We start from the raw sequence: 23631 nt of genomic DNA on the forward strand, positions 1-23631 counted from the left end.
CCGGTCCGGGCGTCGACGCGGCCGGACCGGTCAGGGCTCGGCGTCGATGACCTTGTGCGCGCGTTCCTCGGTGGGCAGTGCCATCGGCGGGGTCTCGTCCCGGCCCCGGTGCTGGAAGCGGGTGGCCAGCCGGTGCTCCTCCTTGGGCGGGCGGTCGTTCGCGAGCAGCACCGCGAGCCACGGGATGAGCACCATGCCGAGGGCGCAGAGCGGCAGCCAGAGCCAGAGCAGCGGGGCCTTGACGCCGACCAGGATCGCGCCCGCCACCAGGCAGGCGACCCGGACGGCCATCATCAGCACGTAGCGCTTCTGCCGGCTGTTGAGCTGGTCGTCCTGGCTGCGCCGGGCGTCGGTGATCAGGATCGGCTGGTAGGCCTGACGCTTCACCACTGACCTCCTACGAGGGGATACGCCCCATCCTGTCACTACCCGCGGGCGATCGACCAAGATCCGGCCACGTGTTACGCCCGTGGTACGCTGCGCCCTGTGGCCAACCGGTTCAGCTTCACCGACGAGGCGCTGGCGAACCTGCGGGTCTACGACGTCACACCCGGGGAAGTCTGGGAGGCCCTGCACAGCCACCGCCGGGTCATCCGGCACCTCGGCGACGACGTCATGGTGGTCTACGCCACCGACCACCGCGGCCGGCGTCTCGCCGTGCTGCTGGCCGAGGCCGACGGCACCGACAACGACTGGGACATCCTCTCCGCCCGCGAACTGAGCGACGTCGAGGCCAAGCGCTACGACGACGCGGTGCGGAGGTCACGCCGACGAGGAGGCGGTCACCATGCACCGTGACGAGGCGACCAAGCGGTTCCACGCCGGTGGCGACGGGTTCGCCGACCTGATCGACGAGACGTCGCCGGCGCAGCTGCCCACCCCCGACACCGACGTGCCGATGGTCAGCCGGTCGGTACGCCTTCCGCTGGAGACGTACGACCGGGTCCGGGCCGCCGCCGACGCGCGCGGCATCGGCGTGACCACACTGATGCGGCAGTGGATCGAAGCCGGTCTGGCCGACCTGGACGACTCGGCCACCGTCTCGCTCGCGGACGTGCGCCGCGCGCTGGCCTCGCTGTCCCGCCCCAACGCCGCCTGAGCGCTCACGCCTCGCGCCCGGCCTGAACGCTCACGCCTCGGGCCCGGCCTGAGCGCTCACGCCTCGGGCCCGGCCTCGTCGATGGCCTCCCGCCCCACCGGCGAGGCGGAGGACTCCGGCGGCCGTCCCCGGGCGCGCCGCGCGTCCGCGAGGACGACGAGCGCCAGCACGCCGGCCACCATGCCGAGCGCCAGCAGGGCCGGCCCGACGGTCAGCACGGGCGCGAGCAGCAGCAGCGCCACCAGCGCGACCACTCGGGAGCGGGAGACCCGGCCGAAGATCTCGTACTCGAAGCGGGAGCGGGCGACCAGGAACACCGCCGGGCCGCCCACCACGAAGACCAGCCGGCCCGGATCGGCCGCCACGAACGGGTGGGCGATGACCAACTCGTAGCCGACCGCGGCGCTCAGCACGCCGAGCACCATGAACAGGTGGGTCTGTGCGGCCGACTCGGCCAGCCGCCCCGGCGCGCCGGCCAGCCGCAACGCCTCCGCGAGCAGGTATCCGGCCCGGTGGAAGTAGAGCCGCCAGAGCAACGCGGTGACACCGAACGCGAGCGCGAACGCGGCGGCCGACCGGGCGGAGAACCGCTCCCCGCTGTAGGACACGCCGATCACCAGGATCGACTCGCCGAGCGCGATGAGGAAGATCTGCTGGTAACGCTCGGCCAGGTGCTCCCCGGCAAGCAGCCAGCTCCGGATGCGGGACGCCCCGAGCCGGGGCAGCGGCCAGCCCAGGAACGCGCCCAGATAGTCCACCGCCAGCGCGACCACCCACAGCGGCAGGCGCAGGTCGGGCACCAGCGCGCCGGCCAGCCAGAGCGGTGTGGTCGCCACCGCCCAGCCGACCAGCCGCACCGGCACCGTCCACCGCGGGTGCCCACGCAACGCCGCCGCCAACACCAGCGGACGCCCGACCATCATCACCACGTACGCGAGCGCGAACGCCAGCGCCCGTTCCTCAAGCGCGCGGGGAAGCGTCACCCCGAGCACCAGGCTGCCGAACATGACGCCGACCACGACCGCCTGGATGATCACGCGCTCCGGCTCGTACCGGCTGGTCACCCAGGTGGTGATGGTCCAGACGTGCCAGAGCACCAGGAAGAGCAGCAGAGTCCGCCCGACGTCGGCCGCCATGTGCCCACCGTCGACGTCGGCCACCATGCGCTGCGACACCCGGGTCAGCGCGAAGACGAAGACCAGGTCGAAGAAGAGCTCCAGGAAGGTGGCCCGGTTGGGGCTGGACATGGTGCGCAGCAGCCCCCCGCCCCGCTGCTCGCTCACGCCTCAGCCCTTCGCGGCCTTCGCCTCCGCCTTCGCCCGCTGCTTGAACTCGCGTACCCGGCGCAGCGACTCCGGGTCGGTCACGTCCGCCACCGACCGGTACGCCTCCGCGTCGCCGTAGTCGCCGGCCGCCTCGCGCCAGCCCGCCGGGGTGACCCCGAACCGCTTGCCGAGCAACGCGACGAAGATCTGCGCCTTCTGCCGACCGAAGCCCGGCAGCTCGGCGACCCGGCGCAACAGCTCCCGGCCGTCGGTCACGTCCGACCAGAGCCGGGCCGGGTCGCCGTCGTAGCGTTCCACGAGCGCCCGGCAGACCTCCTGCGTCCGGGCCGCCATCGCCTTGGGGAAGCGGTGCAGCGCCGGCGGCCCGGCGAACAGCTCCACAAGCGCCTCCGGGTCGTACCCGGCCAGTTCCCGGGCGTCCGGCTCGTGGCCGAGCCGCTGCGCCAGCACGTACGGCGAGGAGAACGCCTTCTCCATCGGCACCTGCTGGTCCAGCACCATGCCGAGGAGCAGCGCCAGCGTGTTCCGGTGGAGGAAGTCATTCGCGGCGGGATCGATAGGCAAGGACAACGTCATGACAGACATGGTCCCGCAACAGACCCCGCCGACCATGCGGGTTCGACGAGACACGCACTCGCCCCTGCCCGCGCCGCGGCGACACCGAGCGCATGGACGGGTCGGAAGGACCGGAACGGTTACCCTCGGTGCGTCGTCCCAACGGAGGTTGCCGTGCCGAGTCTGGAGAGACCCCGCGTCGAGTACCGCACACCGGAAGACCTGGTCCGGGACGTCAGGGCGGGACTGGTGCGGATCCCACCCTTCCAGCGCTCGTTCAAGTGGGAGGGCACGGACATCGTCCGGCTCTTCGACAGCCTGCTGCGCGGTTTCCCGATCGGTAATCTGCTCCTCTGGCAACGTCCGGCACCGGCCCAACGGCTTCAGGTCGGGCCGCTGGACGTCCAGGCGCCAGAAACCGCCTCGGCGCTCTGGGTCGTTGACGGCCAGCAGCGCATCGTGTCTCTTGTCGGAGCGCTGACCAGGGCGGATAGCGCTGTCGACCCCCGCTTCCGAGTGCATCTCGACCTCGACACCGGCGAATTCCACACCGCGGGCGCACGTCAGCGCACGCCACGGCCCTGGATCCCGGTGAGTTTCCTGCTGGACACTGCGGTCCTGCTGCGCTGGATGCGGGACAACTCCGGCTGGCTCTCCGAGGCTCAGCTCGCGCTGGCCGACCAGGCCGCCAAGGCGATCCGCGAATATCAGATCCCGACCTATGTCGTGCATTCGGCAGATGAGAACGCCCTGCTCGAGATCTTCACGCGCATGAACACCACCGGCAAACGATTGACCAAGTCCGAGGTGTTCCAGGCGTTGCACGCCGGTGCCGTTGGCGGCGAGTTGAGCACCCTGCACGATCTCGGCCGGGTGCCCGCCACTCAGGGTTTCGGCGCGCTCGACGATCGGCTGACCCTGCGCTGTGTCCTCGCCTACCGGGGTGGAGACATCTTCCGCGAGGACTTCCGCCAGGAGTTCGGGCCGCAGGACGACCCGGCCGAGACGCTGCGGGACGTGGCCGCGCGGCTGCGTGAGGCGGTCGACTTCCTTCGCGGCCCCTGCGGCATCCCGCACATCAGGCTGCTGCCCTACTCCCACGTGCTGCCGATCCTGGTTCGCTTCATCCGTCTGCACGGGGTGCCGACCGGCCGACCGGCGACCCTGCTCCGCAGGTGGGTGTGGCGCAGCGCGGTCGCCGGCAGCCGGGCCCGCGGTGTGGGCGTCGCCGACGTACGCAACCAGGTGGAGGCGGTCGACGCGGCCGACCCGCAGACCGCGGCGATGAGCGTGCTCCGGCAGGTGCAGCAGTTCCCGGACTTCGTCGCGGAGCTGGACAAGGTCCACTTCAATCACGCGATGACGAAGCTCAACACGTTGGGGCTTCTCTCCGCCGAGCCGCGCGACCCGGCGAGCGGAGAAATTCTCAACGTGACCCGCCTGCTCGATCACGGAAGCCCGCTGCGTCCGTTTCTCCCCGACGACGGACCTGCCAGGCAGACGATCGCCAACCGACTCGTCCTGCCAGCCGGGGAGCGTCTGACGGCGGACCTCATGGCGACCGTCTCACCGACGGTCGCGGCCAGTCATCTGATCGACGAGGCCGCGCAGGAGCGCCTGGCGCGCGCGGACTGGGATGGCTTCCTCCACCTTCGGGGAGGCGTGTGCGAGCGGACCATCACCGACCACGTCAACCGGATGGCCGAGTGGGGCGCGCGGGACGGGCGGGCCACGGCCGACATCCTCCGGCAGGTCGCCTGAGATGGCCGAGGTCACCGCGCAGGTGCGGCTGCACGGCCGTCGGGTCGGCGAGCTGAGTTTCCGACAGGGAGGCTCGGAGTTCAGCTACGACGACGACCTCGCCTCGCCTCGCCATCAGGTGCTGGGGCAGATCTTCGAGGACGATCCGCGGGCGATCCGACGGGCCCGCGTCGGCCTGCCCGCCTGGTTCGCGAACCTGCTACCGGAAGGGGCGCTCCGCCGCCAGATCGTCCGGGAGCTGGGAGGTGGGAACGTCGGCGACTTCACCCTGCTGCTGCGCGTGGGCGGCGACCTACCGGGCGCGGTGACGGTGCACGCCGACACCGAGCCCGAGGATGATGTCCTCCCGGACACGCCAGGGGAGGCCGATCATCCGCTCCGGCACTCCCTGGCGGGCGTGCAGCTGAAGTATTCGATCTCCGCGGAGCGATTGGCCGTTCCGGTCAGCGGGCAGGGCGGGTGGTGGATCGTGAAACTGCCCGACCACGGGCTGCGGGACCTGCCGGTCAACGAATACCTCACCATGAGCTGGCTACGGTCGGCTGATTTCCCGGTGCCACCGGTGCGCCTGATCCGCGCCGACGAGGTCAAGGGCCTCTCCGACGGCATGGTGGATCCGAACGATCTCGTCTACCTCATCCAGCGGTTCGACCGGTCCTCCGCCGGACGGATCCACGCCGAGGACTTCGCCCAGGTCGCCGACATCGAACCGATGTTCAAGTACAGCGAGTCGGGCACCTCGTACGACACCCTGGCCGCGGTCATCCTTCAACTGACCGGCGAGGAGGGCTATCTCGACTTCGTCCGCCGGCTCGCCGCGATGCTTGTGGTCGGGAACACCGACGGGCACCTGAAGAACTGGGGACTGGTCTATCCGGACGGCCGGACGCCACGGCTCGCCCCGGTCTACGACTTCCACTCACTCTCGGTGTATTCGCGCTACCGGTGGTCGCCCTTGGCGCTCAGTCTCGGCAGCGAGACGGTTCCGGCGCTGATCGACCACGAGCACTTCCGCCGGTTGGCGGAGATCGTCGGCGGAGATCCGGAAGCCACGTCGGAGGCGATCTCCCAGACGGTCAGCCAACTGCGGGACGCCTGGCACGGTGGGCTGGCGGACGAGGCTCGGAGCCGATTTCCCGCCCTGGCCGACCACTACTCCCAACGGCTTGAGACGTTGCCGATCTGCCGTTCCCGGTAGCGGGTTCGGCGCGGCCCGGTGGACTCCGCTGGGGGTCCACCGGGCCGCGCGGCCTGCGGAAAGCGTCAGTTCACCACGAAGAGCAGCCGGTTCGGCGAGCCGGAGCCCGGGTTGGTCACCTTGCCGGTGGTGGCGTTGCTGGTCAGGTAGCTGGCGACCTGCGCCGGGGAGTAGGACGGGTTCGCGGACAGCACCAGCGCCGCCGCGCCGGCCACGTGCGGCGAGGCCATCGAGGTCCCGCTGATCGTGTTGGTCGCGCTGTCGCTGGTCCGCCAAGCCGAGGTGATCGACGAGCCCGGGGCGAAGATGTCCACGCAGGAGCCGTAGTTCGAGTACGAGGCACGCGCGTCGGTGCTGGTGGTGGCGCCCACCGTGATCGCCGAGGCGACCCGCGACGGCGAGGAGTTGCAGGCGTTGGCGCTGGAGTTGCCGGCCGCCAGCGCGTAGGTGATGCCGGAGCTGATCGAGTTGGCCACCGCGTTGTCGAGCGAGGTGCTGACACCGCCACCGAGGCTCATGTTGGCCACGGCCGGCTTGACCGCGTTCGAGGTGACCCAGTTGACGCCGTTGACCACGCCGGCGGTGGTGCCGCTGCCGGAGCAGTTGAGCACCTTCACCGCGATCAGGCGTACGCCCTTGGCCACGCCGTACGTGCTGCCGCCGACAGTGCCGGCGACGTGCGTGCCGTGGCCGTTGCAGTCGGTGTTGTTGCTGTCCACCGTGTTGGTGCCCCAGGTGGCCCGGCCGCCGAACTGGCTGTGCGTGGTCCGGATGCCGGTGTCGATGATGTAGGCCCGCACGTTGGTGGCGGTGTTCGGGTAGGTGTAGGTGCTGTTGAGCGGCAGGTTGCGCTGGTCGATCCGGTCCAGCCCCCAGGTGGCGCCGGTCTGGGTGCCCTGCACTGTCATCCGCCGGTCCTGCTCGACGTACGCGACGGCCGGGTCGGCGGCGAGCCGACGTGCCTGTCCGGCGCTCATCTTTGCGCTGTAGCCGGTGAGCGCGGCGCTCCACACCGCGCCGACGCTGCCGCCGTACCGCTTGGTCAGGCCGGCCGCCCGGTCCGGCACGGCGGTGCGGGCGGTACGGCTGTTCGCGGCGCCGACCGCGTCGCCCTTGAGCACGACCAGGTAGCTGCCGCTGACGGCGTCGGCCGCGCCGGCGTACCGGATCTGGCCGGTCGGCGCGGCGAGGGCCGGGGTGGATGCGGCGGCGGTGAGGGCCGCGGCGGCGGCCGTGACGGCGAGCGCGCGCAGCGCACGACGCCGGGGAACGGACACGTCGGGCATGTTCTGGCTCCCTACCGGGCGGGCCGGTTCGTGGCCGGCGGTCCACCCATCGACAGATGTTGACGGGAATGCTAACCACACATCGATGTCCGTGAAAGAGATAGTTGCCGGGTAATACCGTCCGTGCACCGGATCCGGCGGGTGCGCGCCGCATCGGGACGCGGGCGGGGCAGGATGGCCCCGTGGACCGTCACGACATGCTGCTCTCCCCCGCCGGGGTCAACGCGCTGCGCACCGCGCTGACGCAGGCCCGCTTCACCGCCAACGGCATCGCCGGGCGGCTCGGCTCGCAGGCCACCGGTGGGGTCGCCCGCAACGACCACCGCGCCGCCCTGCGCGCCACCGAGGACCGCGACCGGCTGGCCACGCTGATCCGGGTGTTCATTTGCGACCAGACCGAGCCCGAGCCGGTGGTGGCCGCGGCGCTGGCCCCGCTGACCGTGGCGGAGGCGCTCGCCGGGGGCATCGTCGAGCGGCACGGCGACGGCCTGCGGGCCGGCGTGGACCTGGAGCCGTACGGCGACGACTGGTGGGTGCTCGCCGACGTCCCGGCCAGCGCCCGCCCCGGCCGACCGTTGCACGCCGAGCACGTGCTCGGCATCGGCGGGGCCACCCAGACGCTGATCGGCGCCGCCGTGCGCCGCCCGGTGGAGACCGCGCTCGACCTCGGCACCGGCTCCGGCGTGCAGGCGCTGCACCTGGGCACCCACGCCCGCCGGGTCACCGCCACCGACGTCTCCGAGCGGGCGCTGCGCTTCGCCGCCACCACCGCCGCGCTCAACGGGCAGGACTGGGAACTGCTCCGCGGCGACCTGGTCGCCCCGGTGGCCGGGCGCCGCTTCGACCTGGTGGTCAGCAACCCGCCGTTCGTGGTCGGCCCCGGCACCACCACGCACGTCTACCGGGACTCCGGGCGGGTCGGCGACGCGATCGGCGCCGAGTTGGCCGCCGCCGCCCCGCACCTGCTCACCGACGGCGGCACCATGCAGTACCTGGCGAACTGGGTGCACGTCACAGGCGAGGACTGGGGCGAGCGGGTCGCCGGCTGGTTCGCCGGCACCGGCCTAGACGCCTGGGTCATCCAGCGCGAGGTGGCCGACCCGATGGCGTACGTGAACCTGTGGCTGACCGACGTCGGGGAGAGCGCCGACCCGCAGCGGATGGAGGCGTGGCTGGACTGGTTCGACGCGCACAAGGTGGAGGCGATCGGGTTCGGCATCGTGTCGCTGCGCCGGGCCGGCCACGAACAGCCGATCATCCGGGTCGAGGACCTGCGCCAGCGGGTGGAACCGCCGCTCGGCGACCGGATCGGCGAATGGTTCGACAGGCAGGACTGGCTGCGCGCCCGGGACACCGACGGGCTGCTCGCCGCCCGCTACCGCGCCGCCGACGGGCTCCAGCTACGCCAGGAGGCCACCATGGGCGACGACGGCTGGGCGGTGGACCGGCAGGTCCTCGCCATGCCCCGCGGGCTGCGCTGGTCCGAGGAGATCGACCCGCTGGTGCTCGCCCTGGTCGGTGGCGCCGACGGCCGGCTGCCGCTGCGCGACCAGCTCGCCCTGCTCGCCGCCGCGCACGACGTGACCCCGGACGAGCTGGCCGAGGCGGCCGGCCCGATCGTGGCCCACCTGGTCGAACGCGGCCTCGTCGAGCCGGTGGTCGACTGATGCGGGCGCTTGTGCAGACCGTCGGCCGGGCCGCCGTCACGGTCGACGGGGCGGTGGTCGGCGAGATCGCCGACGGGCTGCTGGTGCTGCTCGGCGTCACCCACACCGACACCCCGCAGGTGGCCGCCACCATGGCCCGCAAGCTGCACGAACTGCGCATCCTCGACGACGAGCGCAGCGCCGCCGACACCGGCGCGCCGCTGCTGGTGGTCAGCCAGTTCACGCTCTACGGCGACGCCCGTAAGGGCCGGCGACCGAGCTGGACCGCCGCCGCTCCCGCGCCGGTCGCCGAACCCCTGGTGGAGGCCGTGGTGCAGGAGCTGCGCGCCCGCGGCGCGAAGGTGGAGACCGGCCGTTTCCGCACCCACATGCTCGTGGAGAGCGTCAACGTCGGCCCCCGTACCCTCCTGCTGGATCTCTAGAAGAACACGCCGCGGCGGGACAGCGACTGGCGCAGCCAACCGTCGAGCTGGGCGGCCCAGTCGGTACGGTCCGCCGTGGCGTGGTCCACCGTGAACCGGCCGAACGCGTCCCGGCCCTCGGTGAACAGGCCACCCCGCTTGTCCAGCTCCAGCACCACGTGCACCTGCCGCGGGTCGGTGACGAAGGTGACCTCCAACTGGTTCATGGCGCCGGCGTACTGCGGCGCCGGATAGAACTCGATCTCCTGGTAGAACGGCAACTGCTGGTGTACGCCGTGGATGTGACCCCGCTCGACATCCGCGCGCGCGAAGCGGAAGCCCAGCCGCAGCAGCGCCTCCAGCAACCGCTCGTGGGCCGGCAGCGGGTGCACCGCCACCGCATCCAGGTCACCGGAGTCCACCGCCCGGGCCACCTCCAGCTCGGTGCGCAGGCCCATCGTCATGCCGTGCAGGTGCTGGCCGTACAGGTCGGTGAGCGGGGTCTCCCAGGGCACCTGGAAGCGGAACGGCACGTCGTACCGCTGCCCCTGCGCCAGCCGGAACGCGCCGGTCACCTGGACCCGGCCGAACTCCTGGTTGGTGTGGTACTCCGAGTCGCCGCTCTCCACCTCGACCCGGGTCATCAGGCCGAGCGAGACCCAGCTCACATCCACCGGGTGGTCGCCGCCGACCACCTGGATCCGGCCCTCCAGCTGCCCACCGGGGCGGCAGTTCGGGTTGGCCAGCACCGTCTCCACCGACGGTCCGCCCACACCCATCGCCTGCATCAACCGCTTGAGGACCACCACGTTCTCCGATCGCCGTTTCCGTCCGCGGCCCCACCGGGCCGGTCGCTGGCACGGTAAGCGGGCCGGACAAACGACAACGGGAAATCCGCGCGGATTCGTGTCGGGTCCCCGATCGCCTCACCCCCGTCTCACGCCCCGACCGCCAAGCTGTTTGTCACCGGCCCACCGCGTCGTCGACACGGGGCCGGGACGGCACGTAGGACACGGGGAGAGACAGAGATGACGCAGCAGATGATCGAGCACCAGGACTTGGACGTCACCCTCACCGACCTCGACGCCACCGACGAGCGCGGCGTCTCCACCGACCTGGTCCGGGCGTACCTCAACGGCATCGGCCGCACCAAGCTGCTCACCGCGGCGCAGGAGGTCGAGCTGAGCAAGCGGATCGAGGCCGGCCTCTTCGCCGAGGAGAAGCTCTCCGCCTGCACCCCGGTCTCCGCCGAGTTGCGCGCCGACCTGACGCTGATCGCGGCCGAGGGACGCGCCGCCAAGGACCACCTGCTGGAGGCGAACCTGCGGCTCGTGGTGAGCATCGCCAAGCGCTACACCGGGCGGGGCATGGCCTTCCTCGACCTGATCCAGGAGGGCAACCTCGGCCTGATCCGCGCCGTCGAGAAGTTCGACTACACCAAGGGCTACAAGTTCTCCACGTACGCCACCTGGTGGATCCGCCAGGCCATCACCCGCGCCATGGCCGACCAGGCCCGCACCATCCGCATCCCGGTGCACATGGTCGAGCAGGTCAACCGGATGGTCCGGGTCCGCCGCGAGCTGTCGGTGACGCTGGGCCGCGAGCCCACCGTCGGCGAGGTCGCCCGGGCGCTTGAGATCCCCGAATACCAGGTGATCGAGCTGATCTCGTACGACCGGGAGCCGGTCAGCCTCGACCAGGCGGTCGGCGAGGACGGGGAGAGCGCGCTCGGGGACTTCGTCGCCGCGGTGGACCCGCGTACCGAGCCCGGCGACGCCGCCACCAACGGCGAGCTGCGCAACGAGGTGCGCATCGTGCTGGCCACCCTCTCCCAGCGGGAGCAGGCGGTGATCCGGCTGCGTTTCGGCCTCGACGACGGCCGTCAGCGCACCCTCGACGAGGTGGGCCGCGAGTTCGGGCTGTCCCGTGAGCGGATCCGGCAGATCGAGAAGATCACGCTGCTCAAGCTGCGCGACCCGGAGCGGGCCAACCGCCTGGAGGCGTACGCCTGCTGACCCGCTGCCCCCGATCCGGCCCCGGCGTCTCGCCGGGGCCGGATCGTGTTAAGCGGGGGCCCTTCCTATACCGGAGGCGTTAAAAGGGGCCCCCGCCTTACAAGCGGCGGGGGCCGGTGTCGGGGCGTGGGGAAGCCGCGCCGGCGCCGACGGTGGCGTGCAGCACCGAGACGCCGTCCGGGCGGGCCAGCACCGGGTTGAGCGTCAGCGACCGCACCCGGGGCTGCTCGTCGGCCAACCGACCCACCCGCATCAACAGGTCGACGAGCGCCGCCCGATCGACCGGCGCGGCGCCCCGGTGTCCCCGCAGCAGCGGCGCGGCGCGCGGCTCGTCGACCAGCTCGGCCGCGTCCCGGTCGGTCAACGGCACCGCCCGCCACGCCCGGTCGCCGAGCAGCTCGGTCGCCACCCCACCCAGCCCGAACCCGACCACCGGCCCGAACGCCGGATCCTCCACCAGCTCCACCACGCACGCCACCCCGGGCGCGACCATCGGCTGCACCAACACCTCCGCCCCGAACACCGGGGCCACCTCCTGGTACGCGCGGCGCAGCGCGGCGGCGTCGGCCAGGTCGAGCCGGACCGCGCCCAGATCGAGCCGGTGCCGCAGCCCCGGGGCCGCCGCCTTGAGCGCCACCGGCCAGCCGAGCCGCTCCCCCGCCGCCACCGCCTCGTCGGCCGAGCCGGCCGGCACCGACTCCACCACGTCGATCCCGTACGCGCCCAGCAGCGCCGCCGGATCCGCCCCGTCCGGGCCGAGCGCCGCCTGCCCCGCCGACCGGTCCACGCCGGCCAGCTCGGGCAGCGCCCCTGGCGGCCGGCGCAGCCAGTCCGCGTACCGGGTGACCCGGGCCAGCGCCCGCACCGCCTCCTCCACGCTCGGATACGCCGGCACCCCGGCCGGCACCCGACCGGCGAGGAACGTCGCCACCACTGGCTTGCCGGCGGCCGGCAGCGCCGCCGCGAAATCCGCCTCCGGGTCGGTGAGCTGGCCGGGCAGCGGCGGGGCGAAGACCGCCACCACGGCGTCCACCCGCTCGTCGGCCGCCGCGGCGGCAAGCGCGGCGGCGTACGCGGCGGCCCCGGCGCTCGGCCCCACGTCGTGCGGGTAGCCGTCCGCCACCACCAGCCCCTGGGCGGCGCACGCGGTCGCGGCCAGCCCGGTCAACGCCGACGAGTTGCCCACCACGGCGGCCCGCCGCCCCGCCGGCAGCGGCTGGTGCGCCAGCAGCACCCCCACGTCGAGCAGCTCGGCCACGGTGTCCACCCGGATCACCCCGGACTGGGCGAACAACGCGCTGACCGCGGCGGCGTCGAGCGCCGGCGCGTCGCCCACGCCCGGTGGCCGGGCCAGCGACGCCAGCGCCACCACCGGCTTGTCCCGGCCGATCCGGCGGGCCAACCGGGCGAACTTGCGCGGGTTGCCGAACGTCTCCAGATAGAGCGTGATCACGTCGGTGCCCGGGTCGTCCTGCCAGTACTGCAACAGGTCGTTGCCGGACACGTCGGCCCGGTTGCCGGCCGACACGAAGCTGGACAGCCCGAGCCCGCGCCGGGACGCCTCGGCCAGCAACGCCACCCCGAACGCGCCGGACTGGCTGAACACGCCGACCCGGCCCGCCGCCGGCAGCACCGGGGCGAGCGTGGCGTTGAGGCGTACCGCCGGGTCGGTGTTGGCGACGCCGAGGCAGTTGGGGCCGACCACCCGCATGCCGGCCAGGTGCGCGGCCCGCACCAGCGCCCGCTGCGCCGCCGCGCCGGCCGGACCGGACTCGGCGAACCCGGCCGACACCACCACCAGCCCGTGCGCGCCGGCCCGGGCCGCGTCCTGGACCACCTCGGTCACCGCCTCCGGCGCGACCGCCACCACGGCCAGGTCCACGTCCTGGCCGGCGTCGACCGCCGACGGGTACGCCGGCAGCCCGGCCACGGTCGCCGCGCTCGGATGCACCGGCACGACCGCGCCGCCGAACCCGCCGTCGCGCAGGTGCCCGAGCAGCGCCGCGCCGACGCCCTGGCCGGTGGTGCTGGCCCCGTAGACGGCGACGCCGCGCGGCGCGAGCAGCCGGGCGATCGACCGCGCCTCGGTGCGGTGCTCCCGGCCCCGCTGCACCTCGAGCGTCGCCTCGGTCGCCGCGATCGGGAAGCTCAGGTGCACCACACCGTCGGCGTACTGGCGCTGGACCTGGTAACCGAAGTCGGCGAAGACCCGCAGCATCGTCCCGTTGGCCGGCAACACCTCGGCGACGAAGTGCGCGATCCCGTGCCGGCCGGCCGCGTCCGCCAGGTGCTCCAGCAGCACCGAGCCGATGCCCCGGCCCTGGTAGGCGTCCTCCACCACGAACGCCACCTCGGCCTCCGGCGAGGCCGGACCGAGCCGCTCGTACCGGCCGACGGCCACGATCCGCTCGCCGGCCAGCACCACGAACGCCTCCCGGTCGCGGTGGTCCACGGTGACGAACCGCTTCAGGTCCCGCTCCGGGATCCGCGGGTACGGCGAGAAGTAGCGCAGGTAACGGGTGCGCTCGGAGAACCGGGCGTGCATCGCCACGATCGCCGTCGCGTCGTCGGCGCGGATCTGCCGCAACTGCACCGTCGTGCCGTCGCTGAGCAGCACGTCCACCGTCGTCACCGGTCGGTCCTCCCCCACCGCCGGCTCAGTCGCGCGGATCGTGCGGGTCGAGCCCGAGCAGCGGGAAGACGGCCCGGCGGGTCGCCGCGACCGCCCGGTCCACCGCGTTCGGCTCGCCGCTGGGCTGCCACGGCTGAAATTCCGGGTCCACGTCGTCGGTCATCCGCAGCGGAACCTGGTGCCCCGGCCGCCGCCGCCCGGCCAGCTCCCGCCAGCCCGGCGGGGTGAGCGCGGCCGGGTCGAGCGGCTCGCCGGTGGCCACCGCCAGCAGATGCGTCCACGCCCGGGGCACCACCTCGACGAGCGCGTACCCGCCGCCACCGGTGGCCACCCAGCGGCCGTCGCACAACTCGTCGGCGAGCGCCCGCAACGCCCGGTAGGTGGCCCGCTGCCCGTCCACCGACAGGTGCAGGTCGGCCAGCGGGTCGGCGCGGTGCCCGTCCGCCCCGCACTGGGTGACGAGCACCTGCGGCCGGAAGGCGCGCAGCACCGACGGCACCACCGCGTGGAACGCCCGCTGCCAGCCGGCGTCACCGACCCCCGGCGGCAGTGGCAGGTTCACCGCGGTGCCCTCCGCGCCCGGCCCGCCGGTCTCGTCCGGGAACCCGGTGCCGGGGAAGAGCGCCAGCGGGGTCTCGTGCAGGCTGACCGTGAGCACCCGTGGATCCCGGTAGAAGACCTCCTGCACCCCGTCGCCGTGGTGCACGTCCACGTCCACGTACGCGATCCGCTCCGCGCCCAGGTCGAGCAGGCGGGCGATGGCCACCGCCGGGTCGTTGTAGACGCAGAAACCGGACGCCCGGGCCGGCATGGCGTGGTGCAGGCCGCCGGCCACGTTCACCGCGCGCCGGGCCTCGCCCCGCCACACCGCCTCGGCGGCGGCCACGCTCGCGCCGACGATCAACGCGCTGGACTCGTGCATCCCGTCGAAGACCGGATTGTCCGAGGTGCCCAGCCCGAAGCCGGCGAAGAGCGGGTCACGCGGCGCGGTCCGGACCGCGGCCAGGTAGGCCGGGTCGTGCACCCGGGTCAGCAGCGCGTCGTCGGCCGGCTCCGGCTTGACCAGGCGCACCCCGGGCCGGTCGAACACGCCCAGCTCCCGGGCCAGCGCCATGGTCAGCTCGACCCGGACCGGGTCGAGGGGATGGTCGCCCATGTCGTAGGCGAGGAGAGACTCGTCCCACACCACCACCGTGTCGTCGGCCATGCGGCCATCGTCGCACGTGAGCCGGGAGGCGCCGATGAGCCGCGCGCTCACTGTCCGGCGGCGCCACCGGTCGCCACCGGACGGTCCGGGTCGGCCACCCACTCGCTCCACGAGCCGACGTACAGGGCGGCGTCCGGGCGGCCGGCCAGGTGCAGCGCCAGGACCGCCTGCGCCGCGGTCACCCCGGAGCCGCAGTACGCCCCGACCGGCGCGTCCCCGGCCACCCCGGCCGCGCCGAAGCGCTCCCGCAGCGCCTCGGCGGCGGGGAACCGCCCCTGCGTCACGTACCCCGGGGCGGGCAGGTTGACCGCGCCCGGGACGTGCCCGGCGACCGGGTCGACCGGCTCGGTCTCGCCCCGGTAGCGCGGGGCGGCCCGCACGTCCAGCAGCACCCCGGCGTCGGCGGCGGCGAGCCGGGCGGCCCCGGCGGCGTCGAGCACCGGAAGCGCGCCCGGCGTGACCGTCACGTCGCCGGGCACGGGCTCGGGCGTCGCGGTGTCCACCGGCAGGCCGGCGGCCGTCCACGCCGGCCACCCGCCGTGCAGCACCCGCACCGCCCGGTGACCGGCCCAGCGCAGCGTCCACCAGGCCCGCGCGGCGGACATGCCGTCGCCGCCGTCGTACATCACCACGGGGTGACCGGCGCGGACGCCGGCGGCCCGCAGCGCGGCCTGCAACGACGCCGGGTCGGGCAGCGGGTGCCGACCGGCGGCGCCGGGCGGGCCGCACAGCTCGGTGTCCAGGTCGACGAAGACCGCGCCGGGCAGGTGGCCGGCGGCGTAGTCGTCGCGGCCGGGCGGCCCGGCGAGCCGCCAGCGGACGTCGAGCAGCACGGGCGGGTCGGCCCGGTCCAACTCGGCGGCGAGCCGGTCCGGCTCGACAAGCAGCTCTACGGTTGCGGACGTCGGTACAGGCTCGGCCACCCTGCCCCTCCCCGTCGTGGTGTTGGCAGCTCACGGCAACTTCGTGAGACACTGGAGATTCCGGTTCGTTCCTCGCTTACGGGTGATAAAGATAAACGCTCACTCACTGGTCGATACGACCGAGATGTACCTGCGCACCATCCTCGAGTTGGAGGAGGAGGGTGTGCCGCCGCTGCGTGCCCGCATCGCCGAGCGGCTGCGGCAGAGCGGGCCCACCGTCAGTCAGACCGTCGCCCGGATGGAGCGGGACGGCCTGCTCACCGTCGAGGGCGACCGGCACCTGACCCTCACCCCGCTGGGCCGCAACTCCGCGGTGTCGGTGATGCGCAAGCACCGGCTGGCCGAGCTGCTGCTGGTCAACGTGATCGGGATGCCCTACGAGGAGGCCCACGAGGAGGCCTGCCGCTGGGAGCACGTGATGAGCGACGCGGTGGAGAAGCGGGTCTACGACCTGCTCAACCGCCCGTCCCGCTCGCCGTACGGCAACCCGATCCCGGGCCTGGAGGAGCTGGGCGACCCGGGTCAGCCCGCGGCCGAGACGGTCGAGGGCGAGCGCAACCTGGCCTTCCCCGGCCTGTCCGGGCCGGTGGTGGTGCGGCGGATCTGTGAGAGCGTGCAGACCGACTCGGACGTGCTCCGGCAGCTGCACGCGGCGGGCGTCGACCCGGGCGCGACGGTCACCGTGGCGCAGGAGCGCGACGGGGTGTCCATCGACCGCTCCGGCGACCGGGTGCGGCTGCCCCGCGAGGTGGCCTCCCGGGTCTTCGTCGCGGCTCGCTGACGTCGCGGCCCGCTGATCGGGCCCACCGGCCGCCTCAGAGCTGGCCGGTGTCGATCACCTGGGCCAGCGCGACAAGCTTTCCGGTCGCCTTCTCGACCTCGGCCGTGGCGGTGCCCTCCGGGCTGGTCCAGCGGAGGCTGGCGAGCCGATCCCCGGCGGCCAGCCAACCCACCTCGGCGACCGGACCGGCCGTCTTGGTCTTCGGCGCCGTCCGCCGGTAGGCGATCCTGCCGAGCTTGGCCACCTTCACCGCCCCGCGCGGCTGCACGTCGGCGGTGAACGTCGCCGCGTCGATCGAGGTGTCGGTCACGGCGAGTGTCAGTTCCGGCAGCGCCGCGTCCCGGGCGCGGACCACGCAGGTGTGCGTGTCGCCGCGTTCGGTGGCGGCGGCCACGTCGAACGCGCCGCCGGTGTGCTCGGCGATCACCGCGAAGTCGAGCAGCCGGCACGCACCACCGGAGGAGGCGGCGACGGCCGGGGCGGCCGGCGGCGGGGGCGCCGGCACGGCCACCGGGGAGGCGTCGTCGGCGCAGCCGGTGGCGAGCAGGACGGCCGAGGTGGCCAGCCAGGTTCGGGCGCGCACGGGGAGACCTCCGCGATCGGCGGCGGGGCCGGCCCGCCGGAGTTCCGTCGGACACCGTACGGCCCGTCCGGCGGGGACGGAAGCCCTCAGGTCCCCTCCCGCGCGGCTTCATGGGCGGCGGTCAGGCGTTCGAGCGGGCTCGGGCCGTCGTGGTGCCGCGGTGGGGCGTCGAGGTGGCGTACCCGGAGTTCGTCCATGAGTTCCGCGACGAACGCCGGGCCGGCGTCCCGCATGAGCCGCTGCCGGGTCCGGAGTTCCTCGGTGCCGGGGCACCAGTCGAGGCCCCAGTTGCCGAGCGCGTAGAGGACGGGCACGGTCTGGATGCCGGCTTCGGTGAGGCTGTAACGGGCGCGTTGCCCCCGCGCCGCGGTGCCACGGGTGAGGATGCCCGCCTCGACGAGTCGGACGAGACGGTCGGCGAGGATGTTCGACGCGATGCCCTCGATCGACCCGGTGAGCAGGGCCCGGAAGTAGCGGCGGTCGCCGAAGATGACGTCGCGGAGCACGAGCAGCGCCCATCGGTCTCCGAGCACCTCGACGGCCGCGTTGATCGGACACCCGGACCGTGGTTTCACGACGCCTCCTTGACAGCGACCCTCACCCCCACAATAGTGATTGCAGATTGCAATCACTAGAGGGAGGAGGGGTTGATGGGCCGCTTCCTGTACTGGATGAACGTGTCCCTCGACCTGCGGATCGAGCAGGTCCCCGGCGACGACGGCGCGGGCGAGTGGCTGCGCATCGACGAGGAGCTGCACCGGGAGTTCAACGCGCGGGCGGGCAAGCTCGCCGGCATGGTCCAGGGCCGGGTGATCTACGAGACGATGGAGGAATACTGGCCACGGGCGCGCGCGGACACGTCGCTGCCGGACGTCATGCGCGAGTACGGCGAGATCTGGACCTCCGCCCCCAAGGTGCTCGTCTCCCGCACCCGCGCGACCGCCGACCACGGCACCCGGGTCATCGGCGGGGACGACGCGATCGAGCAGTTGGCCGCGCTGCGGGCGGAGACCGACGGCACCCTCGGGGTGGGCGGCGCGACGCTCGCCACGCAACTGCTCCGGGCCGGCCTGCTCGACGAGTTGCTGCTCTTCACCCACCCGGCGATCCTGGGCTTCGGCCGTCCGCTGTTCGACGACTGGGACCGGCCGGTCGACCTCGACCTGATCGAGCAGCGTTCCTTCCCGCAGGGCGTCACCATGCACCACTACGCCATCCGCGGCGCGAACCCGTGCTGAGCGAGGTCGCCGACGGCGTGCTGGTGCACCGGAGCGAATTCCTCCAGACCAACACCACAGTCGTGCGGGGCCGCGCCGGCGTGCTGCTCGTCGACCCCGGGTTGCAGGACCACGAACTGGCCTGCCTCGCGGACGACCTGTCCGCCTCGGGCCGGACCGTCGTGGCGGGCTTCTCCACGCATCCGGACTGGGACCACCTGCTCTGGCACGCGCGCCTCGGCGACGCGCCCCGGTACGGCACGGCCCGCTGCGTGGCCACGGTCCGGGAGCAGCTGTCCGAACCGGACATCAAGGCGCAGATCACCGAGCACCTGGCCGAGACGGAGATCGCCGGGCGCGTCCCGCTGGACGGGTACGGCCTGCTCACCGCCCTGCCCGCCGGGGCGACGCGGATTCCGTGGGACGGCCCCGAGGCCCGGATCATCGAGCACCGGGCGCATGCGCCCGGCCACGCGGCGCTGTTCGTCGCGGAGTGCGGGGTCCTCGTCGCCGGCGACATGCTCTCCGACGTCCTGGTCCCGATGCTCGACCCGGACGCCGCCGACCCGATCGGGGACTACCTTGCGGCGTTGCGGCTGCTGGAGGGCGTGGCGGTCGACGTCGACGTGGTCGTCCCCGGCCACGGGTCGGTCGGCGATGCCGGTCAGGCGTACGAACGGATCGAGCGGGACCGGGCGTACGTGCTCGCCCTGCGCGACGGCCGCGAGCCCGACGACAGGCGGATCGGCCCGTCGGCCGCGCCCGGCTGGGAGTGGGTGGACGACCTGCACCGCGGGCAGGTCCAGCGCCTGGCCGCCGCACGTTAGGCCACGTACGGGCAGTGCCGGCAGCCGCGCCCGCAGCACGTGCCACGCCGGGCCAGGAACCCGGCGCTGAGCACGAACAGCCCGGTCTCCGGGTCGAGGTAGCCGGCCTCCCCGGCGGCCAGCGCGGCGGCGTGCGCGGCCAGGATCCGGGCCCGCCCCTGATGCTCCGGCGGCAGCCGCGACGGGTGCGGCTCGGTCAGCGGCCGGTCCGCCAGCTCATCCCCCACCGCTGAAGTGTAAGGAGGGGCCCCCGCTTAACGTTTTCTGCATGGGCGGGGCCCCCGCTTAACAGCGGCGAACGCCGGTCTCCGGGCGTCGGCGCGGGGCCCGGGCACGGACGGGAAGGGTCAGCCGGTCGGGCGCTCGGCCAGCAGGAACGCCTGGGGCTGACGCTCGGCGCCGACCGGCTCGCGGACCAGCGTGGCCCGCACCGGCAACCCGGCGGCGGCGAGCTGCGCGGCGAGTCGCTCCGGCGGCAGCCAGTGCACGTCGAAGGCGACGCAGTGCCCGTACGCCTGCTCCCGCCGGTCGAGCCGGTCACCGGCCTTTACGGCGAGCAGCAGGTGGCCGCCCGGCGCGAGCACCCGGCGGAAGCCGGCGAACACCTCGGGCAGCAGCTCCGGCGGCAGGTGGATGACCGAGTACCAGGAGACCAGCCCGGCCAGCGACGCGTCCGGCGCGGTCAGCTCCGACATCGAGCCGACGTCGAAGCGCAGCTCCGGATGGGCTCGGCGGGCCACCGCCACCATGCCCGGCGAGAGGTCCACGCCGGCGATGTCGAGGCCGAGGCGACGCAGGTGGGCGGTGACGCGACCGGTGCCGGAACCGACCTCCAACACCGGCCGGCCCGGCCCGACCGTCTCGGCGAACGCGGTGAGCACGGCCCGGTCCAGCGGTGGCTCCACCACCTCCGGCAACAGCCGCGCGTAGTCGACAGCCACGGTGTCGTAGGCGGTGCGGGTCTCGGTGAGCCAGCTCGGTTCGGTCACGCCGGACCACTCTAGGGTGGGCCCCCGTCGGAGCGGATCCGCTCCAGGTACGTCACGAACTCGGCGGGCCGCTCGAACAGCGACCGGTGCCCGGCGCGCGGGATCACCAGGTGGTCCTTGCGCGGGGCCTGAAGTTGGGCGTACCACTGGTCGAACAGGCGCAGCCGGCCCGGCACCTCCTGCGCGCCGTCGACGAACCGGGCCGGCACGGCGAGCTGTCGCACGTCGCGCCGGAAGTCGAGATCCTGCAACCGGGGGTAGAGCACGTCCCAGCCGTCGAGGAAGCCGAACACGTGCACCTTCTCCAGTGGACTGTATTCCGGCACGCCCAGGTTGCCGACGGTCCCGGTCTCGTCCTCGCCCGCGCCGGCCCGGTCGACCGGGAACGCACCGGCCTCGTTGGTGAGCAACGCCTCGTACGCCCACACGTCGCGGTAGGGCGGCGGGCCCTGGGCGGCCATCCGGTCGGCGAGCGCCGTCCGGCCGGTGCGGCGGGCCCAGGCGACGGTGTCGGCGTACTGGCTGCGGTCGGCCTCACGCAGGCTGACCACCTGCCCGACGCCCACGTAGGAGGCGAACAGCTCGGGGTGCCGTTGCACGGCGAGCAGGCCCACGGTGGTGCCGCCGGAATGGGCGACCAGGTGGATCCGATCGCGGCCGAACCGCTCCCGCAGGTGGCGGGCGACCGCGACCAGGTCGTCGACCTCGTCGTCGAGCCGCCAGTCGGCGGGGGCGCGGAACGCCGACCAGGAGTGCGGGGCGCCGGCCCGGTCCCAGACCGCGACCACGAAGTGCCGTTCCAGGGCGGACAGGTGACGGCGGACCGCGCCGATCTCCGAACCGCCGGGCGGTCCGGGCACCACCAGCAGCACGGGCGCGCTCATGTCCGTACCCCGGATCAGCAGGCCCAGCTCGCGCCCACCGGAGTCGACGGTGTCGAACCGGGCGATCCCGCCGGGGATCGGGTCGGTGCGGCCCGGCACCGCCGCACCCACGCTGACCAGCACGAGCAGCGCGGCGAGCAGGCCGATGCCCACCCGGCCCGACCACCGGGGCACCGGCCGGCGCGGGGGCACGCCGTCGAGGCGGCGGGCAAGGCCGGCGCCGTAAGCGGCGCCGACGAGCATCGGCAGCAACGCGAGCAGCCCGTGTACGCCCCGGCCGGCGAGCAGCGCCGCGACGCCGAGACCGGTGAGGTGGGGACGGTCGACGGTGGGCCCGCGCAGGCGGAGCCGGACCAGCTCGACGGCGAGCGCGAAGAACACCGGCCCGACGAGCATGGCCCAGCGGGAGCGGCTCGACCAGCCGGCGACCAGCCCGACGGCGAGGCTCACCGCGACGGAGGCGAGCGCCGTGCCGACCGTGCCGGGGCCGCGCGGGGTCCACCAGCCGGCCAGCACGCCCCAGAGCAGCGGCAGCGCCGCCGCGAGGAGACTCCGAACCCGCATCTCGACCTCCTTCCACCGAGACCGTCCACCTTATCCGCGACAGCCACGCGGGGTGGTCCCCCCGGCACGAAGAGTGCGGACGTCTACGGGTCGGGACACGTCCCCCCATGAGATCCGGGGGTAGCGACGCGTTGCTACGGTCCCCCGCGACCGTCCAAGGAGGACAGATGACGAGATCGGCCGCAATGCTCGTGGTCACCGGTGCGCTCCTGGCCACCGCCGGCTGTGCCGCGGACGAGACAGCGCAGCCGGATGAGCTTCGCGACCCCTGCGCGTTGCTCCCGACCGACCTGCTGGCCCGCCTCGCGCCCGGCGCGCAGCCCAGCGCCGCGGCGAACCTCGGTGACCGCAGCGGCTCGCGGGAGTGCGCGGTCGACCTGACCAGCGGCACCTCGATGCGCGGCGACCTCGCCGTCACCGTGGCCGTCGACGCCGGCGGCATGTACGACGACAGGTGGCGACGGGACCGGTGCGCGCGGATCGCCACCGACCTGACCGACGCCGGGCCGGGGGACGCCTCCTGCGTGGCGGTGAAGGCGTGGGACGGCGGGGAAACCCGGTTCGACGGCTGGGCCTGGCGGGGCGACCACTACGAGGTACGCGTGGCGTACCAGGTGGTCAAGCCGCAGACGCTGCCCGCCGGTGCGGAGGCCGACCTGCGCGGGGTGCTCGCCTCGGCGGTCGACTCGCTGCCGGCCTGAACCGTCAGCCGAACCAGGTGACCGCCTGCCCGTGGCCCCGGGTCCAGGCGAGGGGACGGCCGTCCAGCGCGAGCACGTTGTGGAACCCGCCGCCCGGCGGCGCGGGCAGCTCCGCGTGCGGCAGGACGGCCGGATCCTCGTTGGCGAGCCAGTGCCCGGGCAGCGTCCGCACCAGCTCGGTGAAGGCCGCCCGGCGCTCCACCGGCACCTGGTAGAGCACCGAGCTGTGGAACACCACGAGCGTCGCGCCGGCCGGGGCGCGCGCCGCCAGCGCCGGCAGGTCGTCGACCAGGTCGCCCCGGACCAGCAGCGGCGGGTCGGCCGCCGCGACCGCCGCGGCGGCCCGCAGCCGGTCCCGGCGGTGCGTGTGCTCCGGCCAGATCAGCGCGTCCAGCCAGGCCAGGTCGGCCGGGTCGGTGACGTCGAGCGGGTGCACGTCCAGCCCGGCCCGCCACACCACCTCCGGCCGCCGGTCCGGCGGGGCGGCGCCGCTCAGCGCGCAGTCGAGCACCGGCTCGCCGTCTCCGACCCGCCGGTCGCCGTAGCGGTAGGCGTACCGGTCGGGATAGAGACACAGGCCGGCTGACGCGCCCACCTCCAGCAACGCCAGCGGTTGCGGCAACGCGGCCAGCGCCGGGAGCAGCGCCGCGCAGCGCCCGGCCTCGTTCGTCTGCGTCGCTCGGACCCGCATCTGCGCCGCGACGTCCGGCCAGTGCGCCACCACGTGCGCACGGAATGCCGCCGGGTCGTCCACCGGGCCGCCGCGCAGCCGGACCACCCCGAAGAGCAGGTTCGGCTGGCGTTTGGCCGCCGGCAGCGTGTCGAGCAACGCGAGCAGCTCCGGGTCGCGCGCCACCACCTGCGACAACCTGTCGTACGCCGGGGAGACGTCGCGCGCCTCGCGGTCGGCGAACGCCTGATAGATGTCGGCCGTGCTCATCCCCCGAGCATCGCAGCCCGCGCCGGCCCGCGCTGGCCCGCGCGGTGGGCTTCGCCGCCAGGTCCGGGAAATCGCCGGGTCGAGGGCGGGTGGATGCCGCCGTTTCCCCGAGATG

25 protein-coding genes are annotated in these 23631 nt (G+C 73.7%); 11 read left to right on the plus strand and 14 right to left on the minus strand.

Annotated features, from left to right (window positions below; genetic code table 11):
• Positions 1-30: 30 nt before the first annotated feature.
• Positions 31-387, minus strand: coding sequence for a DUF3099 domain-containing protein (locus tag O7602_RS20715; protein ID WP_281584280.1), 357 nt, complete (start codon positions 385-387; stop codon positions 31-33).
• A 99-nt stretch (positions 388-486) separates the two neighbouring features.
• Between O7602_RS20715 and O7602_RS20720 the strand changes: the two genes are divergently transcribed.
• Together O7602_RS20720 and O7602_RS20725 are read left to right on the plus strand one after the other, a co-directional pair.
• Positions 487-798, plus strand: a complete 312-nt coding sequence (locus O7602_RS20720) for a hypothetical protein (RefSeq protein WP_281584281.1) — start codon at positions 487-489, stop codon at positions 796-798.
• Positions 788-1099, plus strand: a complete 312-nt coding sequence (locus O7602_RS20725) for a hypothetical protein (RefSeq protein ID WP_281584282.1) — start codon at positions 788-790, stop codon at positions 1097-1099. The genes O7602_RS20720 and O7602_RS20725 overlap by 11 nt, the downstream gene beginning before the upstream one ends.
• A gap of 56 nt (positions 1100-1155) precedes the next feature.
• Here O7602_RS20725 and O7602_RS20730 read toward each other — a convergent pair whose 3' ends face one another.
• Positions 1156-2382, minus strand: a complete 1227-nt coding sequence (locus O7602_RS20730) for a low temperature requirement protein A (RefSeq protein WP_281584283.1) — start codon at positions 2380-2382, stop codon at positions 1156-1158.
• A 3-nt stretch (positions 2383-2385) separates the two neighbouring features.
• Positions 2386-2970, minus strand: coding sequence for an HhH-GPD-type base excision DNA repair protein (locus O7602_RS20735; protein WP_281584284.1), 585 nt, complete (start codon positions 2968-2970; stop codon positions 2386-2388).
• A 144-nt stretch (positions 2971-3114) separates the two neighbouring features.
• Between O7602_RS20735 and O7602_RS20740 the strand changes: the two genes are divergently transcribed.
• Positions 3115-4701 carry a DUF262 domain-containing protein gene (locus O7602_RS20740; RefSeq protein WP_281584285.1) on the plus strand — a complete coding sequence of 529 codons (1587 nt, stop codon included), beginning with the start codon at positions 3115-3117 and terminating at the stop codon, positions 4699-4701.
• Between the two features lies 1 nt (position 4702).
• A complete protein-coding gene (locus O7602_RS20745; protein WP_281584286.1) occupies positions 4703-5899 on the plus strand; it encodes a HipA domain-containing protein in 1197 nt (398 codons plus the stop codon).
• A 65-nt stretch (positions 5900-5964) separates the two neighbouring features.
• Here the strand turns inward: O7602_RS20745 and O7602_RS20750 are convergent, their stop codons facing one another.
• Positions 5965-7185 (minus strand): S8 family peptidase, encoded by a 1221-nt coding sequence (locus O7602_RS20750; protein ID WP_281584287.1) that lies wholly within the window; start codon positions 7183-7185, stop codon positions 5965-5967.
• A 182-nt stretch (positions 7186-7367) separates the two neighbouring features.
• Between O7602_RS20750 and O7602_RS20755 the strand changes: the two genes are divergently transcribed.
• Together O7602_RS20755 and dtd are read left to right on the plus strand one after the other, a co-directional pair.
• Entirely contained in the window at positions 7368-8852 is a 1485-nt protein-coding gene (locus tag O7602_RS20755; RefSeq protein ID WP_281584288.1) for a methyltransferase, read from the plus strand.
• Complete coding sequence (gene dtd, locus O7602_RS20760; protein WP_281584289.1) at positions 8852-9274, plus strand: D-aminoacyl-tRNA deacylase; 423 nt, start codon at positions 8852-8854, stop codon at positions 9272-9274. Before O7602_RS20755 ends, dtd begins: the two co-directional genes overlap by 1 nt.
• Here dtd and O7602_RS20765 read toward each other — a convergent pair.
• On the minus strand, positions 9271-10059 hold the full coding sequence (locus tag O7602_RS20765; RefSeq protein ID WP_281584290.1) for a sporulation protein: 789 nt from the start codon (positions 10057-10059) through the stop codon (positions 9271-9273). The genes dtd and O7602_RS20765 overlap by 4 nt on opposite strands.
• 222 nt (positions 10060-10281) lie before the next feature.
• Here O7602_RS20765 and sigB point away from each other — a divergent pair, with 222 nt between their 5' ends.
• Positions 10282-11268 (plus strand): RNA polymerase sigma factor SigB, encoded by a 987-nt coding sequence (sigB, locus tag O7602_RS20770; RefSeq protein ID WP_281584291.1) that lies wholly within the window; start codon positions 10282-10284, stop codon positions 11266-11268.
• A gap of 97 nt (positions 11269-11365) precedes the next feature.
• Here sigB and O7602_RS20775 read toward each other — a convergent pair whose 3' ends face one another.
• From O7602_RS20775 to O7602_RS20785, 3 genes are read right to left on the minus strand one after another with little or no spacing between them, the layout of a single operon-like run.
• On the minus strand, positions 11366-13900 hold the full coding sequence (locus O7602_RS20775; protein ID WP_281584292.1) for a bifunctional GNAT family N-acetyltransferase/acetate--CoA ligase family protein: 2535 nt from the start codon (positions 13898-13900) through the stop codon (positions 11366-11368).
• Between the two features lie 25 nt (positions 13901-13925).
• Entirely contained in the window at positions 13926-15107 is a 1182-nt protein-coding gene (locus O7602_RS20780; protein ID WP_281584293.1) for an acetoin utilization protein AcuC, read from the minus strand.
• Between the two features lie 47 nt (positions 15108-15154).
• A complete protein-coding gene (locus O7602_RS20785) occupies positions 15155-16030 on the minus strand; it encodes a sulfurtransferase (protein WP_281584294.1) in 876 nt (291 codons plus the stop codon).
• A gap of 82 nt (positions 16031-16112) precedes the next feature.
• Here O7602_RS20785 and O7602_RS20790 point away from each other — a divergent pair, with 82 nt between their 5' ends.
• Positions 16113-16811, plus strand: coding sequence for a metal-dependent transcriptional regulator (locus O7602_RS20790; RefSeq protein WP_281584295.1), 699 nt, complete (start codon positions 16113-16115; stop codon positions 16809-16811).
• Between the two features lie 34 nt (positions 16812-16845).
• Here O7602_RS20790 and O7602_RS20795 read toward each other — a convergent pair whose 3' ends face one another.
• Both O7602_RS20795 and O7602_RS20800 read right to left on the minus strand, forming a co-directional pair.
• Positions 16846-17394 (minus strand): hypothetical protein, encoded by a 549-nt coding sequence (locus O7602_RS20795; RefSeq protein WP_281584296.1) that lies wholly within the window; start codon positions 17392-17394, stop codon positions 16846-16848.
• Between the two features lie 86 nt (positions 17395-17480).
• Complete coding sequence (locus tag O7602_RS20800; protein WP_281584297.1) at positions 17481-17969, minus strand: helix-turn-helix domain-containing protein; 489 nt, start codon at positions 17967-17969, stop codon at positions 17481-17483.
• 75 nt (positions 17970-18044) lie between these two features.
• Here O7602_RS20800 and O7602_RS20805 point away from each other — a divergent pair, with 75 nt between their 5' ends.
• Both O7602_RS20805 and O7602_RS20810 read left to right on the plus strand, forming a co-directional pair.
• Positions 18045-18632: a dihydrofolate reductase family protein gene (locus O7602_RS20805; RefSeq protein ID WP_281584298.1), complete on the plus strand. Its 588-nt coding sequence runs from the start codon at positions 18045-18047 to the stop codon at positions 18630-18632.
• On the plus strand, positions 18626-19438 hold the full coding sequence (locus tag O7602_RS20810) for an MBL fold metallo-hydrolase (protein WP_281584299.1): 813 nt from the start codon (positions 18626-18628) through the stop codon (positions 19436-19438). Before O7602_RS20805 ends, O7602_RS20810 begins: the two co-directional genes overlap by 7 nt.
• Here the strand turns inward: O7602_RS20810 and O7602_RS20815 are convergent.
• The 3 genes from O7602_RS20815 to O7602_RS20825 all read right to left on the minus strand — a co-directional run bounded on the left by O7602_RS20815 (position 19435) and on the right by O7602_RS20825 (position 21875).
• Positions 19435-19665: a DUF5522 domain-containing protein gene (locus tag O7602_RS20815; protein WP_281584300.1), complete on the minus strand. Its 231-nt coding sequence runs from the start codon at positions 19663-19665 to the stop codon at positions 19435-19437. The genes O7602_RS20810 and O7602_RS20815 overlap by 4 nt on opposite strands.
• A gap of 120 nt (positions 19666-19785) precedes the next feature.
• Positions 19786-20427: a class I SAM-dependent methyltransferase gene (locus O7602_RS20820; RefSeq protein WP_281584301.1), complete on the minus strand. Its 642-nt coding sequence runs from the start codon at positions 20425-20427 to the stop codon at positions 19786-19788.
• A gap of 11 nt (positions 20428-20438) precedes the next feature.
• Positions 20439-21875: an alpha/beta hydrolase gene (locus tag O7602_RS20825; RefSeq protein ID WP_281584302.1), complete on the minus strand. Its 1437-nt coding sequence runs from the start codon at positions 21873-21875 to the stop codon at positions 20439-20441.
• Between the two features lie 167 nt (positions 21876-22042).
• Between O7602_RS20825 and O7602_RS20830 the strand changes: the two genes are divergently transcribed.
• The gene (locus O7602_RS20830) at positions 22043-22576 is read left to right on the plus strand and encodes a hypothetical protein (protein ID WP_281584303.1); all 534 of its coding nucleotides are present in this window, start codon (positions 22043-22045) and stop codon (positions 22574-22576) included.
• A 4-nt stretch (positions 22577-22580) separates the two neighbouring features.
• Here O7602_RS20830 and O7602_RS20835 read toward each other — a convergent pair whose 3' ends face one another.
• Positions 22581-23516 carry a DUF2332 domain-containing protein gene (locus O7602_RS20835; RefSeq protein WP_281584304.1) on the minus strand — a complete coding sequence of 312 codons (936 nt, stop codon included), beginning with the start codon at positions 23514-23516 and terminating at the stop codon, positions 22581-22583.
• Positions 23517-23631 lie beyond the last annotated feature (115 nt).

The organism is Micromonospora sp. WMMD1128 (assembly GCF_027497235.1).
Classification (GTDB): Bacteria; Actinomycetota; Actinomycetes; order Mycobacteriales; family Micromonosporaceae; genus Micromonospora.